Source organism: Pseudomonas sp. TWRC1-2 (assembly GCF_049896685.1).
GTDB lineage: Bacteria > Pseudomonadota > Gammaproteobacteria > Pseudomonadales > Pseudomonadaceae > Aquipseudomonas.
Genome location: NZ_JAFCUU010000001.1, coordinates 354,578 through 371,061 on the forward strand (window position 1 = coordinate 354,578; position 16,484 = coordinate 371,061).

A 16,484-nucleotide genomic window follows, 5' to 3' on the forward strand; every position below is an offset into this window, starting at 1 on the left:
GTGGTTTGTAGCCGTTGGAGGACCACGACCCGGTACTGGTTCAAAGTTGTTGGGTCAGGTGTTGATCCACGAATGATCGGCGCCGATGCTGATGTGGAACCGGTAGCGCAGCGGGTAGTGGTGGTGTTTGATTTTTTGTATCTGCTCACGCAGGTGATCCGGTGGCGCAAGCCCTTTGCTGGCGTAGACGCCAAGCACGTCGTTTTCAATGTCGACGATAGGCCCGGACGAGACGAGGCTGCCGTCGACCAGCTTGGACTCTTTGGCTAATCCATCCAAACCCAGGTCGTACAGGTCGGGCCGGTTCGACTTGAGGATGTCATTGAATAGATTCGGGCCAGCGGTCTCGAATATCTTGCGTTCATACGCGGTGAATTCGGGCGTGTAGTGCACCCGGCCATCGGCGGTTTTCGTGGCAGTGGGGCGGTTGGCCGCGAAGTACGCTTTGTTGGCCTTAAAGCGTTGGTTCATCTGCGTGATCATCGCTTCGATGACCGGGTTGCCAGGGCGTGTCGCGAAGTTACTGGTGTTATAGAACGGCGTGTAGTCGGTCAGGCTATGCACGACCGGCGCGCCGAGCAGAACATCGTGAGCGCCGGCGAGCAATGCGTCGGTGCCGATGTTTTTCTGAATGACGTCATCGGTGTCCAGATACACACCGCCGTGCTTGTTCATGATGGGATAACGCGCAACGTCCGAGGCGGCCGCCAGGTTTTTGCCTTGCCCCTGCCGAAAGTAGTCGTACATTTCGCCGCGCTTGAGCTGCTTGAAGACTTCGTCCTCATGCAGGTTCAGCACCTTCACGCCGGGAGCCTTGCTCTGCAGCGTGGTTTTTATGCGTTGAAACACCGCCGGGCTGTCGGCATCGACGTGAAGGATGGAGGTGTAGCCGGGCGCTTGAGTGGCGTTCCTGGCGATGTTGTCGGCCAGGTGCGACGGTATTTCCTGGCCGGCCCAAAAATAGTGCAGCGCCTTGGGCAGCGGTTTCACCTCGTTTGGCACCTTCAGCACCGACGGCGGCGTGACATCAATAAAGGTGTACTGATGCGCGTCGGCTTTTCTAGCTTTACTGAACTCATCAAGCGTTCCCCGTTGCCACTTGCCCTTGCCACTTCGCCAGAAATACCTCGCGGGTGTGTCATCGATACCGGTGGCGAGCGTGGTCTCTTTCCACGCACCGACCGAGCTGTCGAAGATGACACTGCGTTCGGCGCCTTTGTGATTGAGCCTGAATGGCGTTGCTGCATGTTCGACGACTTGGATGTCATCCATCGGCACCACGTAAGTGCTGTCGCCAAACTTCCAGGGCGTGGGTGTGTCATGGGTGCCACCCAGCAGCCGGGCGGACCTGGAGGTGGGTTCCCAGCCGGACGCGCCGAGGTCCCTGATAGCGATCTCTGGCCGCGTGCCATTGGGGTGCCGGATGACTCGCTGGCCCGCCTTCAACCGTGACTCATAGAGTGTGCCGTCGACCCTTACATATTCTTTTTTACTGCGGCCTACGTACACGTTGCCCTGCAAGCCCTTGGTCGAAAGCGCGTCGGGGGCTATGTGTCTGGCTTCATAACCGCGCAGGTTGGCATCCAGTGTGCGGGTCTCGCCACTGGCCACCAGGCGCTTGGGCGTGAAGTCTTTGAGCGGGGGGCCAAAGGGGTATTTTTTCACCGCGTCGTATTGATGCCAGTGACCCTGGAACAGCACGGCATGACCTTCGACGGTCTGTTGCCCGACCTTGAACGTGCCGTTTGCCGCCAGGCCCTGTTGCCGTTCGGCGATCTTCACCAGGTCATCGCCGCCGAGGGCGTGCAGGCTGCTGGCGTCGTTTGATGTGGGGCTTTCGACGACAAAGTTGTCCAGCGCTTTGCCGTACGCCTGTTTCGTGCGCGGATCAAAGGCGTACCAGTTTTGGGTTGCCTCATCGAATGTCGCCAGCGCTGGGGTGCTCTGCGCACGGTGAGAGGCCCTGAAGGTGCCTTGCGCGATATCGGGCTTTTTCGCCAACTCGAGCAGGTTGACACTGCGGTAAGACCCGCGCAGGTGCTTGAGGCCTTTATAAGCGGCGCCGGTCCAGCTGCGTACGCCATTGGCGACGCCGCGAGCCAGGTCATCCACCCCGCTCAGGGGGTTGAGCGAGCCGACCGCCGCGCGCCCGACGATCTTGAACGTCTGGCCGAGTTTGGAAATGGCCGAAGCGCCGGCCAGTGCGCCTTTCGCGCCCTTGGCCGCAGCCCCCAGGCCCACCGCGAAACCAAAGATATCGAAGGCCAGATCGACGGCACCGTCCTTCACGTTGCCGTCGATGAAATGCTTGATGGCTGACCTGAACGGGATCAGATTCAGCGCTACTTCCTCAACCACCTTATAGGTCGGCACTTCAGTGTCGAAGGTCGTCACGCCTTTGGCGCTGCGGTGCACCGCAGGCAGGTTGATGTCTTCGATCAGCGCATCGGCGATGTACCGGGTTCGGTCACTGGCGAAGCTATCAGGCACGGTCTGCGCACCTTGGCGCTCATCCAGCAGCGCCGATGAGTATTCACCCGCAGGCTTTACGGCATCGTAGCGTTTGCCGGGTGACGGATACCAACCGCCAGCCGGTGGGTACTCGTTGTAGGTCTGGCCCGGCCGCCGGGTCACCGTGCCCTTGAGGCGGTCGACTGCATAGGTCATGGTCGTGCCATTGCGCTGGGTCTCGACCAGCAGCACTCCTTCTGCAACGCGGCGATCATCTCGGCTGTATTCAATTTCCTTGCGCACGCTTATTTTGCCGAATTCCAGGTTTTGTCGGTCTTGCAGCGGCAGCCTGGCTATCAAGTGCTTGAGCTGCGCAGCGGTGGTCTTTTTTACGCGGCTGGCGTAGGACGCAAACGCTTGATCAAACGCATCCTGCGGACGCGGCAGGTCTTTAAGCGTTGCCAAAGCAGCGTTGATGTTGATCGCATTCGATGACGCTACCCAAGCCCCCGGCGCGCCATCGGTGGGCAAAGAGACGTTGCCCAACGTCACCGCGCTGACCACAGCGCGACCGGCCCGGCCCCAATCGTCGGACGAGTCGGGAGCGCCGAGCAGGGCTCTGCCGTCGATAAACAGATCCAGCAGCGAGTAAGGCCCCGGAAAGTGCCGGCTGGCGGGCTGCGAGGTGATGCATTTTTCTTCAAACAGGTTCGGGGCCATTGACGGCAAGGCGAGTTTCAGTTGCGCCAGCGCCAGGGCTTTTGTGGTCGGCATCTCGCCGATTTGCGTTTCGGCGGCCTCTTTCAACTCACTGACCTGGGCACTGAATCGCTGACGCACCTGAGCCATGGCCGCATCGGTGCTCGGGTAATGCATGCCATTGCCAACGGCCCAGTCCTTGATCGCTTCATGCTGGGCGGCATATTCAATGCGGCGCTCGTCATCGGTCACGGGGGCAATGCTGGCCTCCAGCATGACGCGCGCATAGCTCATCGCCGCTGTTGCCCCTGGCGCTTTTGCCTCGATGCGCGCGACCGCCGTGGCAAAGCTGACCCAGCTGTGGGTGCCCACGGCCACCTGATCGGGGATGTCCTTGACCAGAAGCGCCGGCGCCCGGCTGGCAAGCAAAAGGTGAGTCAGCACTGTGGCGGTGGCCGGAGAGGACGCTCGGCCGGTGGTCACCAGGTGTTCTTCCAACTCCCTGATGATGGTAGACGCGGACTTGCCGGCGTTTTCAGCGCAGAACAGCGTGTAACCTTCGATGCTCAGTGGTGTGTCTGGTCGCGCAGCGCCAAACGGATCGGTCCCGCTGACACGCTCCACGTTCAATGCCGCCAGCAGCCAATCGGTGGCACTGCCCTTGATCGACCGTGCCTCGAAGCTGGCCTGGATGGCCTCGCCCAGTGCCTTGCCTCTGGGCGTATTGAGCAACTCGTCGAGTAAGCGTCGCGGCTGGCTCAGCGCTGAGGGCGTGAGGGGCCTGTTGTCGAGCAGGTACTCCAGAACATTGTTAAACGGGCGCACATCAATGTCGCCCAAGCCGCCTGCGTACAAGGCGGTACTCAACAGTCGCTGGTTGCGCTGATCCAGGGGGTGCCGCCAGCTCAGCGCACCGCCAAGGTTCCCGTGCGTCGGCGCAAGGGGCGGTGGTGTGGTGATCGCTTGGGCAAGGTTGTCCATGTCCTCGCGGCAGGTCGGCAGATCCCAGCCGTTATCTTCCAGGAACTGCTTGAGGCTGACCTCGGCCCACGTCTGCGTGTGATCGCTGCGGTAGGTGCTGTCGGTGCCCAGTTGAAGGGTGTTTGCCTGTAACTCATCGGCGATGTCGGCATTTGATCGCGTGCCGTCTTTCAACTGCGCTGACAAGTACCGCAACGACGCTGCGGCCTGGTGCTGTGCATGCGTATCGTCAACTACGGATTTCTGGTTTTGCAGGGCACTTTCGCTGCGCGATTCGATCAAGCCCGGGAAGGCCACGGGGTCGAGCCCGGCGAAGCGGCGCTCGCGGCTGAGTGCGTCGGCACGCTGCTTTAGGGCTGTGCCCGAAAGGTGGGGCGGTTCTTGATAAAAATTGCCCACCAGTGCCAAGGGCGCGATGTGCTCGTTTGTAGCGCCCGGCAGGGTGAAGGTTGCATCCGCCTGGCCGGCTGCAATGATACGTGCCGCCTGCAGAACCGGGCCGCTGATGGCGCCCCAGTGTCTGTCGTCGAGCCCCAGCGTGTGCAGCGTCTGCGCGGGATCCAGGCGGCGCTTGAGCGTGAAGTAAATCCGCCCGGACGTCGGGTTCAGGCTGATCGAGTGGCTGTCTATGCCCTGGTCATTGACCCACTGGGCCACATCCGGTGATCGCAAGGCGTTGGCCAGCTGCGCCCACCATTGGCCGAAGGTTGAATGCGGGGGAATGGGCCAGATTTTCTGGTCAGCATCGCGGGCGGCTACGCCGGTTATACCGCGCAGTGCGGCGCCGTACTGAGCCGCCAGCTCACGATCACCGTGGGCCCGGGTGCCTTCAATGGCTGGCTGAATGGGCGCGCCGGGCTCAGCGGTGAGCCTGGGCGGCGCATCGCGGCTGTCAGGAACCTGCGTTGGCTGCATGTGCGCAGCGTGGGGGGTGGAAATACGCGTCATAAAGTCTGTCACCTGGGCAGGGGAATACGCCACGGCACAGTGGCGTGGCATCCCCTTGTGGCAGTATTGCGTGCAGCGATTCCGGCGCCTGGCGGCGATAATCTTTACCCCTCATTTCAACCTTCGTGCTCAGTTGTCAGGGGTGTCCGTTCGGCTACATCAGCGGCTGACACCCCTTACAGGCTCAAGGACGGCTGCGCGGCACTGTTACTGTTGTGCCACAGGCGAATCCGTTCGGCATCGGCCAATTTCGTCAGGGTCGACTGCTGGGGCGCTTTCACGACGCCACCGGGCAGAACTTCAACCGCGCTTTCCACCACTCACTGGCCATGGAAAGACCGGCGAGCAACCTGGCGCAGTGGCAAAAGAGCCCGGTGCAGTCAGCCGCCGACGCCGGCCTGGTGCTGGACCCCTGAAATGCTGCCTGTACACGCCCCTCCATGTGGGAGCGGGCTTGCTCGCGAAGAGGGCGTATCAGCCGACCTATTCGGTGAATGACACTGCGCATTCGCGGGCAAGCCCGCTCCCACAGTGGGATCGCAGCGCGTCAGGTGATTTTCGACAGGCCTCACCAACCCACGGACTTGAACAGCTCAGGCACGCGGTCCAGGTGCGGGCTGGCGCAGATATGCGTGTGTTCGTGATGATCGTAGGCGCTGAGCAAGGTATCCCGGTCGACCTGATGATCACCTTTTTCGTCGAGGATTTTATCGATCGCGGCGCGCAAGCCTTCATCCCACTGGATCAGCGTGCCGTAGCAATCAAAGGTCAACCAGAGTGGGCGAGGGGTGTTCTCAAGGGGCATGCGGCACCTGTACGGAAAGTGAGTGACCCTCGCAGCATAGGAAACGTGGCCGTCAGTTGGAAATCAAATCAGCCTCTGCCACACAGTTGAATAGTCGATATGAAGGTCGCCGCCCTGTTTGATCTCGAACTCGCTGGTCAGTGGCGCGGGGCGATTGAGTTCGACACACCGCGGGCTGATCGAGTGTTTGCGCGACGAGATTTCAGATCCGCGGCATTCGCTCCAGTAGCAGGCGTTCCAGCGTGGCTGCGGGCAATGGCCGGCTGAACAAGTACCCTTGAATCTGATCACAGCCGGCGGCCTTCAAAAACGCCAGCTGATCCTGGGTTTCGACACCTTCGGCGACCACTTGCAGGCTCAGGCTATGGGCCAGTTCAATGATCGTGCGGGTGATGGCCGCGTCTTGCGGGTTGGTGGTGACTTCGCGAATAAACGCGATGTCGATCTTCAACGTGTCGATGGGAAACCGGCGCAGATACGCCAGGCTTGAATAGCCGGTGCCGAAGTCATCGATGGAAATTTTCACGCCCATCGTGCGCAGCCGTTGCAGGCTGGCAATGGTGTGCTGGGTGTTTTCCATCAATGAGCCTTCGGTCAGTTCGACCTCCAGCCAGTGCGGCGCAACCCCATGTTGCCTCAAGGTGCGTTCGATATCGGCAATCAGGTCGCCCTCGATCAACTGATGACCGGAAACGTTGACTGAAACCTCTATGGCGCCAATCAGACCGCGTTGCCACACGGCGATTTGCTGGCAAACCGTGTCAATCACCCAGCGCCCGACCGGCACGATCAGGCCCAGGCTCTCGAGTATCGGCACAAATACCGCCGGTGAAACCGCGCCATAGCCTGGCCGCTCCCAGCGCAGCAAGGCTTCGAGTGCGCATATCTGGCCGCCGGCCAGCTCGACCTTGGGTTGGTAATGCACGCTGAATGCATTGGTTTCGACCGCCAGGCGCAGGGCGTTTTCCAGATCCTGGCGTGCCAGGTCGTGCACGCTCATGCCCGCCGGCTCTCCCGTTTGCTGCTGCAGTTGCTGTTCGAGCATCAGGTTGTGGACTTTCAAATGATCGCCGCGCGCCTTGAGCCGCAGCAGGTTGCGCACCCGCAGCCACAACTCGACACGCTCCACCGGTTTGCTGATGAACTCCTCGGCGCCGGTTTGCAGCCCGGTGACGCGCGCGCCGGGCTCGCTGAGGGCCGACAACATGATGATCGGGATACTCGCCGTGGCTTCGTCGCCCTTCAAGTGGCTGGCCACCTCGTAGCCATCCATGCCCGGCATCATGATGTCCAGCAGGATCAGGTCGGGCGGTTGCTGCGCCACCAACTGCAAGGCTTCCTCACCGCTGCCGGCACTCAAGGTCTGGTAGCCCTCGTGTTGCAGCAGGGTTTCCAGCAGCTTGCGAACATGGGGTTCATCATCAACGATCAATAGCGTTGCGGGTTGGCTGGCCATGGAGAGGACTCATAGGAGTGGGCTGATGTGTTGTTGCAGCAAGGTGTCGATGGTCTGGTAAAGCTCTTTGTAGCGCAGCGGCTTGATGATGTAGGCGTCGCAGCCGGCCAGTCGGGTTTTTTCGCGGTCTTCCTTCATGGCCATGGCGGTCAGGGCGATCACCGGAATGTGCGCGGTGCCGGGGTCTTGCTTGAGCAGTCGGGTGGCGGCGAGGCCATCCATGCCAGGCAACTGGATATCCATCAGGATCAGCGCCGGCTGTTTTTCCCGCGCCAGCGTCAGCCCGGTTTCTGCATCCGCCGCCCACAACACGCTGTGACCGGCATTGACCAGCAGCAACCGAGCCAGGCGCATGTTCGCCTCGTTGTCTTCGACGATCAGGATTTCGGCCATGCTGCCTCCGGGGCGCGGTGCAGTGGCAGCCACACCACAAAGCGGGTGCCCAGGCCCACGCGGCTGGCGACGGCGACGCTGCCGCCATGCAGGTCGGTCAATTGCTTGACCATCGCCAGCCCCAAACCCGTGCCTTCAAATTTACGCGCCAGGCTGCTGTCGATCTGGCTGAACGCCTTGAAGAGCTTGCTCATGTCGTCCTTGGCAATGCCGATGCCGGTGTCGCTGACGATCAGTTCCAGGAACTGCGCGTGGGGGCTGGGTTGCAGGGCGAAGCCGTGGGTCGGCCAGTCGCCAGGGATCTGCCCGACCTGAGCGCGACTGACCTCGCGCACCGCCAGGGTCACGGAGGCGCCGTGTTCGCTGAACTTCACCGCATTGGCCAGCAGGTTGTAGATGATCTGCTTGGTTTTGCGCAGGTCCAGTTCCAGGGTGCCGAAATCGCCGTCGCTTTCCAGTTTCAACTGGATGCGTTGCAAGGCGGCTTTTTCGCGCACGATCAACAGGCTGTTGGCCAGCAAGCCGGCGAGCTCCACGGCCTCAAGCTCCAGGTCCATCATCCCGGCCTCGACCTTGGACAGGTCGAGAATGTCGTTGATCAGCGACAGCAGGTGCTGGCCGCTGGTGAAGATATCGCCGATGTATTCACGCTGCACCTCACTCATGTCGCCGACCAGGCCATCCTTGAGCGCCTCGGAAAAGCCGATCACCGCGTTCAGCGGCGTGCGCAACTCGTGGGACATGGTGGCGAGGAACTCGGACTTCATGTGGTTGGCGTGTTCCAGTTCCAGGTTCTTTTCTTCCAGGGCGCGTTCGAAGCCTTTGCGCTCGGCTTCTTCCTGCTTGCGCGCGGTGTTGTCGGTGCCGATCAGCAAGTAGCCGATGATGGTGTCGTGGCGGTTGCGCAGGGCCGTCACCGAGACCATGGCCGACAGGCGACTGCCGTCCTTGCGGATGTAGGTCAGCTCGTAAATGTCTTCGATGCCGCGCGAGGCTTTGAACACCAGGGCTTCGAAGCCTGGCGTGATCGGTGTGTCGAGCTCCAGGCTGAGGGCGGCGGCGCGGGTGATGAGTTCGGCGGGGTCGGAAATGTCGGCGGGGGTAATGCGGTTCAGCACGTCGTCGGCGGCGTAGCCGAGCATGCGTTCGGCGCCGACGTTGAAGATCTGGATCACGCCTTTTTCGTCGGTGGCGATGCTTGAAAAATACGCGCTGTTGAAGATCGCGTCTTGCAGGGCGCCGGTCTTGAGCAGGGTTTTCTGGCGTTTGAATTCGACGATTTTTTCGGCCCGCGATTGCGGTTCGAGGGGTCGTTCGGTTGGGTTTTTATCCATCGCGGTGGCGTTCCATGAACTTCAGGCCCGCCAACGTTGATAGCCGATGGCGCAGAGCATGCTCACTGAGATCGCACGAGGGCGACGAGGAGGAGATGAGGTCTTTGGACGATAGCAGAGATTATGGCGTTTTGATGCTTGGCAGCTTTGACTTGGCGGGTTTTGGAGGGATTGGTGGGCGGGGGCATATCCGTTGCTGCGCTCAGGGCAGCTGGCGGTTGCGCTCTTACAGCGGGTCACCTTTGGCAAACGCCCGGTATGCCGGAGCACAGCAACACACGTCTATCTGATGCACAAAGCTCCAAATGTGGGAGCGGGCTTGCCCGCGAAAGCGGTGGGTCAGTGAGCTCATGTGTCACTGGCACACCGCCTTCGCGAGCAAGCGCGCTCCCACAAGTTGACCGAGTGCAGCCAGCCAGTACCGCAGTGCTTTGCCTTTCTGTGGGAGCTGGCTTGCCTGCGATGCAGGCACCTCGGTCTATCAGTGACACACAGTAGATGCCATCGCAGGCAAGCCAGCTCCCACCTTTAACCGAGTACAAACGAAGCCCATCTACCTGATGCACAGAGATCCAAATGTGGGAGCTGGCTTGCCTGCGAAGGCGGTGGGTCAGCCAACTCATGTATCACTGGCCCACCGCCTTCGCGGGCAAGCCAGCTCCCACAAGTTGACCGAGTGCAGCCCGCCAGTACCGCAGTGCTTTGCTTTTTTGTGGGAGCTGGCTTGCCTGCGAATGCGGTGGGTCAGCCAGCTCATGTGTCACTGGCACACCGCCTTCGCGAGCAAGCCCGCTCCCACAAGTTGACCGAGTTCAGCTGCCAGTACCGCAGTGCTTTGCTTTTCTGTGGGAGCTGGCTTGCCTGCGAATGCGGTGGGTCAGCCAGCTCATGTGTCACTGGCACACCGCCTTCGCGGGCAAGCCCGCTCCCACAAGTTGACCGCGTTCAGCCGCCATTTGGAATACCAGATGTAAACGACAACGCCTGCGTTGGAGGTCATGACGCATCCTGATTTCTTCCAATGACTGCTGGCAGAACGGACGGGGCAGGGTTTTATTCCGCTGGCGTATAAATTTCATGTCATGCACGCCGGCGGCGTGCGGGTTTCGCGCTTGTGGGCTTGGTGAAACGTTTAATCAATCGATAAACGGCGCGCGCAAGCGCTTGCGTAAGGAAATGTAACTGGACTAGAGTCGGCAGCACTCGACTACAAAAATAATAATTCCAGGAGCTCATCCATGAGCCTTGAACCCTTGCTTGAGATGCAGGGCATCAGCAAAACCTTCAGCGGTTTGCGCGTGCTCAAGAATGTCGGCCTGAAGGTCTACCCCGGTGAAATCCACGCGTTGATGGGGGAGAACGGGGCCGGCAAATCCACCCTGATGAAAATCCTCTCCGGCGCCTACCAGGCCGATCCCGGCGGTGAAATCCGCATCGACGGCCAGCCCGTTGCCACCTTCGACCCCGCCACCGCCAAGACCCTCGGCATCGCCGTGATTTACCAGGAACTGAGCCTGTGCCCCAACCTGAGCGTGGCCGAGAATATCTACCTGGGCCGCGAACTGCGGCGCGGCTGGACCATCGACCGCAAGGGCATGCAAGCCGGCTGCGTCGAGGTGCTGCAACGCCTGGGCGCCGAGTTCAAACCCACCACCCCGGTGAGCAGCTTGTCGATTGCCGAGCGCCAGCTGGTGGAAATCGCCCGTGCGCTGCATGCCCACGCCAGGATCCTGGTGATGGACGAGCCGACCACGCCGCTGTCATCGCGTGAGACCGACCGCCTGTTTGCCTTGATCAAACAGCTGCGCAGCCAGGGCCTGGCGATTATCTACATCAGCCACCGCATGGCCGAGATCTATGAGTTGTCGGACCGCGTCTCGGTGCTGCGCGACGGCCAGTACATCGGCGAGCTGACGCGCGAGGCGCTGTCGGCCGAGGTGTTGGTGAAAATGATGGTCGGCCGCGATCTTTCCGGGTTCTACAAGAAGGAACACGCCGCCTATAACCCCGGCAACGTGGTGATGCGCGTGCGTGACATGGCCGATGGCAAGCGCGTGCGCCAGTGCAGTTTCGACCTGCACGCCGGCGAGGTATTGGGGATTGCCGGGCTGGTCGGGGCAGGGCGCACGGAGCTGGCGCGGCTGATCTTTGCGGCCGACCCGCGCACCAGCGGCACACTTGAAGTGGTGGGCAAGACCGTGACCCAACTGCGTAACCCGGCTGACGCGATCCGCGCCGGCGTGGTGTACCTCACCGAGGACCGCAAGGCCCAGGGCCTGTTCCTCGACATGAGCGTGGCCGACAACATCAACGTCTGCGCCTGTGTGCCGGACGCGCATGCCGGTGGCGTGCTGGATCGCGGCCATGCTGCCCAGCGTTCAAATGACGCGATCAAGTCGCTGTCAATCCGGGTGGCGTCGGGCAAGGTCAATGTCGGCGCCTTGAGCGGCGGCAATCAGCAGAAAGTGCTGTTGGCGCGGCTGCTGGAGGTCAAGCCGCATGTGCTGATCCTCGACGAGCCGACACGGGGCGTGGACATCGGCTCCAAGTCCGAGATCTACCGCATCATCAATCAACTGGCGCTGGCCGGTGTTGGCATTGTGGTGATCTCCAGTGAATTGCCGGAAATCATCGGCACATGCGACCGCGTGTTGATCATGCGCGAAGGCCAGTTGGTGGCCGAAGTCGGCGGGGCATCCGGCCACGTCATTTCCCAGGAACGTATTATTGACCTCGCCACCGGTGGCGATCAGGTGGCTGCCCATGGCTGATTCAAACAACCACACACTTGCCCTTGCGCCCGTCGGTAAAGCGGAACGCGTTCGCGAGCTGATGCGCACGGTCGGCATGCTGCCGGTGCTGATATTGCTGCTGGTCGGGTTTGCCCTGGCCAGTGAAAACTTCCTCACCGTGCAGAACCTGTCGATCATCACCCAGCAGGCTTCGGTGAATGTGGTGCTGGCGGCGGGCATGACCTTTGTGATTCTGACGGCGGGCATCGACTTGTCCGTCGGCGCAATTCTCGCGGCGTCCGCCGTGGTCGCGTTGCAGGCCTCAATGTCGCCACAGTTCGGCATGTTCGGGATTGCTGCCGGCATCGGTTTCGGTCTGTTGCTGGGCCTGGTCAACGGCGGGCTGATCGCCTTCATGCGCCTGCCGCCGTTTATCGTCACCCTCGGCGCACTGACCGCCATGCGCGGCCTGGCGCGGTTGCTGGCAGATGACAAAACCGTGTTCAACCCCGACTTGCCGTTTGCGTTTATCGGCAATGACTCGGTGCTGGGCGTGCCGTGGCTGGTGATCATTGCCGTCGCGGTGGTGGCGCTGTCATGGTTCATCCTGCGCCGCACCGTCATGGGCGTGCAGATCTACTCCGTCGGCGGCAACCCGGAAGCGGCGCGCTTGTCGGGGATCAAGGTGTGGAAAGTGCTGCTGTTCGTCTACGCCATGTCCGGTGCACTGGCCGGGCTGGGCGCGGTGATGAGCGCCTCGCGCCTGTTCGCCGCCAATGGCCTGCAACTGGGGCAATCCTATGAGCTGGACGCGATTGCTGCGGTGATCCTCGGCGGCACCAGTTTTACCGGCGGCGTCGGCACCATCGGCGGCACGCTGATCGGTGCGCTGATTATCGCGGTGCTCACCAACGGCCTGGTGCTGCTGGGTGTGTCGGATATCTGGCAGTACATCATCAAGGGCATTGTGATCATCGGCGCGGTGGCGCTGGATCGCTATCGCCAGTCCGGTGCACGGACCTGATTTCACTCCAACAACAATCACAAGAGAGTCCCGCATGAACTTCAAACGCCTCTTTCCTGTTATGGCCTTGGCTGCCCTGATCTCCCACACCGTAGAAGCCCGCGAACTCAAGGCCCTCGGCATCAGCATGGGCTCGCTCGGCAACCCGTATTTTGTGACCCTGGCCGATGGCGCCACGGCGCGGGCCAAAGAGCTGAACCCCAACGTCAAAGTGACGTCGGTGTCGGCCGACTATGACCTGAGCAAGCAGTTCTCGCAGATCGACAACTTCATTTCGTCCAAGGTCGACCTGATCCTGCTCAACGCCGTCGACCCATCGGCCATGGCCTCGGCCATCAAGAAAGCCCGGGATGCCGGCATTGTCGTGGTGGCGGTGGATGTGGACGCCAAGGGCGTAAACGCCACGGTGCAAACCGACAACGTCGAAGCCGGCAAACTGGCGTGCCAGTTCCTGGTGGACAAGCTTGCGGGCAAGGGCAATGTGATCATCCAGAATGGCCCGCAAGTTACCGCCGTGACCGACCGCGTCAAAGGCTGCAAGGCTGCATTGGCCGGTGCGCCGGACATCAAGGTGCTGTCCGATGACCAGGACGGCAAAGGCTCGCGCGAAGGTGGCCTGAACGTGATGCAGGGTTACCTCACGCGCTTCCCGAAAATCGACGGCCTGTTCGCGATCAACGACCCGCAAGCCATCGGCAGCGACCTGGCGGCCAAGCAGCTTAAACGCAGCGGCATCCTCATCACTTCGGTTGACGGCGCGCCAGACATCGAAAATGCGCTGAAGACCGACACTCAAATCCAGGCTTCGGCCAGCCAGGACCCTTGGGCCATGGCGCAAACAGCGGTGAATGTGGGCAACGACATTCTCAATGACAAGGCCCCGGCCGCAGCGGTTACCCTGCTCACGCCAAAACTGATCACCCGCGACAACGTGGCTACGTACAGCGGTTGGTCGAGTAAACATTGAGTCATTGAGCAAAGGGGAACGCGTCGTGGTCACCATGGATGACGTGGCAAGCAGGGCGGGGGTGTCGACGTCGACCGTGTCCCACGTGTTGAACGGCACCCGCAAAGTCAGCGAAGCCACGGTGCAAGCGGTGCAGCGCGCAATTCAGGACTTGGGCTACATCCCCAATACCCTGGCGCGCTCGCTGGCCCGTTCCAGCACCAGCACGATTGGCGTGGCGATCTCGGCGCTGTCCAACCATTACTTCAGTGAAACCGTGCACGCGATTGAAACCGAGTGCGCCAAGCACGGCTACATGATGCTGTTTGTCGACCCCCACGACGACCCGGAGCAGGAGCTGCGGGTGGTCACGGCGTTGCATCATCGGCGGGTTGACGGGATTTTGCTGGCCCCGTCCACCGATTCCAGGGCCCTTAAGTATTTGCAGGCAAATGAAATGCCCACGGTGCTGGTGGACCGCATGATGAGTACGCAGTTTGACCAGATCGGGGTGGAGAATACCCAGTCCACCCAGGCCCTGGTCGCGCATTTGATTGAACACGGGCACCGCCGTATCGGCTTTATTGCCGGGCGCGCGGGGCTGGGCACTACCGATGAGCGCGTGGCAGGTTATCGGGCCGCGTTGCAGGCGGCAGGCGTGGCGTTCGACCCGCAGCTACTGGTCAACGGTGGCTCCAACAGTCAGCCGGCGCGCGCCGCGACTGCGCAGTTGCTGGCCCTGAGCGCGCCGCCTACGGCGATCATGGCGGGCAATAACCTGATGACACTGGGCGCCATGCATGCCCTGCGTGACGCGCAGATTGAGGTGCCAGGGCAGATCGCGCTGGTGGGTTTTGATGATTTTGACTGGGCGGATTTTTTCGTGCCGCGCCTGACCTTGATCGCTCAACCGGTCAAGGAGCTGGGCGTACGCGCTGTACAGATGCTGCTACAACGCATGGCCTCGCCGGCCGCGCCGGTACAAAGCGTACGCCTGGCGCCGAGCCTGCAATACCGTAATTCATGTGGCTGTATTTGATTGGAATGACCCACGTATGAGCAGTCCTGTTTCCCTCGGTATTGATCTGGGCACCTCCGAACTCAAGGCGATCCTGATGGACGTCGACGGCGCCGTGCTGGCCCACGCCGGTGTGCGCTTGAGTGTTTCGCGACGTCACAGCGGCTGGTCCGAACAGGCCCCGCAAGACTGGTGGCAGGCCTGTTTGCAGGCGCTTGAGCAATTGCGTGCGCATGCGGCTTTCAGTCGCGTGGTGTGCATCGGGTTGTCGGGGCAGATGCACGGCGCTGTGTTGCTTGGGGATGACGACCGCGTGTTGTACCCGGCGATCCTGTGGGACGACTCGCGTGCTGTCGCCGAAGCTGACCAACTCGGGCCCGGCTTCGCCGAAGTCACTGGCAGCCTGCCGATGGCCGGGCTGACCGCGCCGAAACTGCTGTGGCTGCAACAGCATGAACCCGAGGTGTTCAAGGCTATTGACTGCGTGCTCTCGCCCAAGGATTACCTGCGTTTACGCCTGAGTGGCGAGCGCATCAGCGAGATGTCCGATGCGGCCGGCACACTGTGGCTGGACGTGGCGCAGCGCGAATGGTTCGCGCCGATGCTGGGTGCCACGGGGCTTGCGCCTGCACAGATGCCCAGGTTGGTGGAAGGCGGTGCGCCGGCGGGTTACGCGACGGCAAGCGGGCTGGGTTTGTCGCCCGGCGTGGTGATTGCCGGTGGCGGCGGCGATAACCCGGTGGCGGCCGTCGGCATCGGCGCAATCAATGCCGGCGACGGTTTCATCACCCTGGGCACCAGCGCGGCCATCGTCGCTATCACCGATCACGCCGCCGGCAACCCGGCCAGCTCCGTGCACAGCTTCTGCCACGCGCTGCCTGATCGCTGGTACACGATGGGCGCCATGCTGGCCGGTGCCAGTTGCTTGCGCTGGGTGACGCGCCTGACCGGTATGCCGGACGAACAAACGCTGCTGGACCAGGTGCAGGCGCAGTTGCCGATGGGGCAGCCGGTACCGTTGGACACACCCCTGTTTTTGCCCTATCTGGCCGGTGAACGCACGCCGCATAACGACCCATTGCTGCGCGGCGGCTTCATGAACCTGGGCCACGATTGCACCCCGGCGATGCTCGGTTACGCCGTGATGGAAGGCGTGGGGTTTGGCTTGCTCGATGCCTTGCGCGCCGTGCAATCGGCCGGCGCCAGCGTCGGCGCCTGCGCCCTGGTGGGCGGCGGCGCGCGCAGCGAGTACTGGGCGCAGTTGTTGGCGAACATCCTGCAGCGCGAGGTCTTTACCTTGCAGGGCAGCGAATTGAGCGCGTGTATTGGGGCGGCGAAGCTGGGGTTTGTGGCGATCGGGCAGGGCGCGTCGTTGTTGCAAGCGGGCCTGCCGGTCAAGGCGCGGTATTGGCCGGACGTGATGCAACAGCCGGTGTTGGAGGCGCGTTATCGCAAATTCCAAGGGTTGCTGGTGGCGGCGAAGGCGCTGCACGACTGATCAGGCTTGTTGTGGATAGCGGGGCTGTTGTGGCGAGCGGGCTTACTGTGGCGAGCGGGCTTGCCCCGCGTTGGGCTGCGAAGCAGCCCCAAACCCGTCACCGCGTTTTTCCAGATGGATTGAGTCGTCAGGTTTCGGGGCCGCTTCGCGCCCCAACGCGGGGCAAGCCCGCTCGCCACAACAAGCCCGCTCGCCACGG

Annotated in this window: 9 protein-coding genes and 2 pseudogenes; 6 read left to right on the forward strand and 5 right to left on the reverse strand. The window is 61.9% G+C overall.

All coding sequences use genetic code 11. The features are described 5' to 3' along the window. Positions 1–54: 54 nt before the first annotated feature. The gene (locus ACP7B3_RS01535; protein WP_426177420.1) at positions 55–5,079 is read right to left on the reverse strand and encodes a glycosyltransferase; all 5,025 of its coding nucleotides are present in this window, start codon (positions 5,077–5,079) and stop codon (positions 55–57) included. A gap of 179 nt (positions 5,080–5,258) precedes the next feature. On the opposite strand from ACP7B3_RS01535, the pseudogene ACP7B3_RS01540 reads away from it, so the two are divergent. Then, a pseudogene (locus ACP7B3_RS01540) lies at positions 5,259–5,489 on the forward strand (succinylglutamate desuccinylase); the annotation flags it as partial. Between the two features lie 200 nt (positions 5,490–5,689). Here the strand turns inward: ACP7B3_RS01540 and ACP7B3_RS01545 are convergent. The 4 genes and pseudogenes from ACP7B3_RS01545 to ACP7B3_RS01560 all read right to left on the reverse strand — a co-directional run. Continuing rightward, a pseudogene (locus ACP7B3_RS01545) lies at positions 5,690–5,884 on the reverse strand (haloacid dehalogenase type II); the annotation flags it as partial. 202 nt (positions 5,885–6,086) lie between these two features. Further along, positions 6,087–7,340 (reverse strand): EAL domain-containing response regulator, encoded by a 1,254-nt coding sequence (locus ACP7B3_RS01550; protein WP_426177422.1) that lies wholly within the window; start codon positions 7,338–7,340, stop codon positions 6,087–6,089. Between the two features lie 9 nt (positions 7,341–7,349). Next, a complete protein-coding gene (locus ACP7B3_RS01555) occupies positions 7,350–7,733 on the reverse strand; it encodes a response regulator (protein WP_145160607.1) in 384 nt (127 codons plus the stop codon). Beyond that, positions 7,718–9,067: a sensor histidine kinase gene (locus ACP7B3_RS01560; RefSeq protein WP_426177424.1), complete on the reverse strand. Its 1,350-nt coding sequence runs from the start codon at positions 9,065–9,067 to the stop codon at positions 7,718–7,720. Before ACP7B3_RS01560 ends, ACP7B3_RS01555 begins: the two co-directional genes overlap by 16 nt. A 1,238-nt stretch (positions 9,068–10,305) precedes the next feature. Between ACP7B3_RS01560 and ACP7B3_RS01565 the strand changes: the two genes are divergently transcribed. Genes ACP7B3_RS01565 through xylB form a run of 5 tightly spaced genes read left to right on the forward strand, consistent with a single transcriptional unit; the run spans position 10,306 to position 16,285 of the window. Next, positions 10,306–11,838 (forward strand): sugar ABC transporter ATP-binding protein, encoded by a 1,533-nt coding sequence (locus ACP7B3_RS01565; protein WP_416363517.1) that lies wholly within the window; start codon positions 10,306–10,308, stop codon positions 11,836–11,838. Beyond that, a complete protein-coding gene (locus tag ACP7B3_RS01570; RefSeq protein WP_242196827.1) occupies positions 11,831–12,823 on the forward strand; it encodes an ABC transporter permease subunit in 993 nt (330 codons plus the stop codon). Before ACP7B3_RS01565 ends, ACP7B3_RS01570 begins: the two co-directional genes overlap by 8 nt. Positions 12,824–12,857: 34 nt before the next feature. After that, a complete protein-coding gene (locus ACP7B3_RS01575) occupies positions 12,858–13,790 on the forward strand; it encodes an ABC transporter substrate-binding protein (protein ID WP_369302203.1) in 933 nt (310 codons plus the stop codon). Positions 13,791–13,815: 25 nt separating this feature from the next. After that, on the forward strand, positions 13,816–14,808 hold the full coding sequence (locus ACP7B3_RS01580; protein ID WP_145160617.1) for a LacI family DNA-binding transcriptional regulator: 993 nt from the start codon (positions 13,816–13,818) through the stop codon (positions 14,806–14,808). Between the two features lie 16 nt (positions 14,809–14,824). Beyond that, entirely contained in the window at positions 14,825–16,285 is a 1,461-nt protein-coding gene (gene xylB / locus ACP7B3_RS01585) for a xylulokinase (RefSeq protein WP_426177428.1), read from the forward strand. Positions 16,286–16,484 lie beyond the last annotated feature (199 nt).

Excerpts from the sequence above, each read along its gene's own strand:
- ACP7B3_RS01535 (WP_426177420.1), bottom strand. The coding sequence starts at position 5,079 with ATGACGCGTATTTCCACCCCCCACGCTGCGCACATGCAGCCAACGCAG.
- ACP7B3_RS01550 (WP_426177422.1), bottom strand. The coding sequence starts at position 7,340 with ATGGCCAGCCAACCCGCAACGCTATTGATCGTTGATGATGAACCCCAT.
- ACP7B3_RS01555 (WP_145160607.1), bottom strand. The coding sequence starts at position 7,733 with ATGGCCGAAATCCTGATCGTCGAAGACAACGAGGCGAACATGCGCCTG.
- ACP7B3_RS01560 (WP_426177424.1), bottom strand. The coding sequence starts at position 9,067 with ATGGATAAAAACCCAACCGAACGACCCCTCGAACCGCAATCGCGGGCC.
- ACP7B3_RS01565 (WP_416363517.1), top strand. The coding sequence starts at position 10,306 with ATGAGCCTTGAACCCTTGCTTGAGATGCAGGGCATCAGCAAAACCTTC.
- ACP7B3_RS01570 (WP_242196827.1), top strand. The coding sequence starts at position 11,831 with ATGGCTGATTCAAACAACCACACACTTGCCCTTGCGCCCGTCGGTAAA.
- ACP7B3_RS01575 (WP_369302203.1), top strand. The coding sequence starts at position 12,858 with ATGAACTTCAAACGCCTCTTTCCTGTTATGGCCTTGGCTGCCCTGATC.
- xylB (WP_426177428.1), top strand. The coding sequence starts at position 14,825 with ATGAGCAGTCCTGTTTCCCTCGGTATTGATCTGGGCACCTCCGAACTC.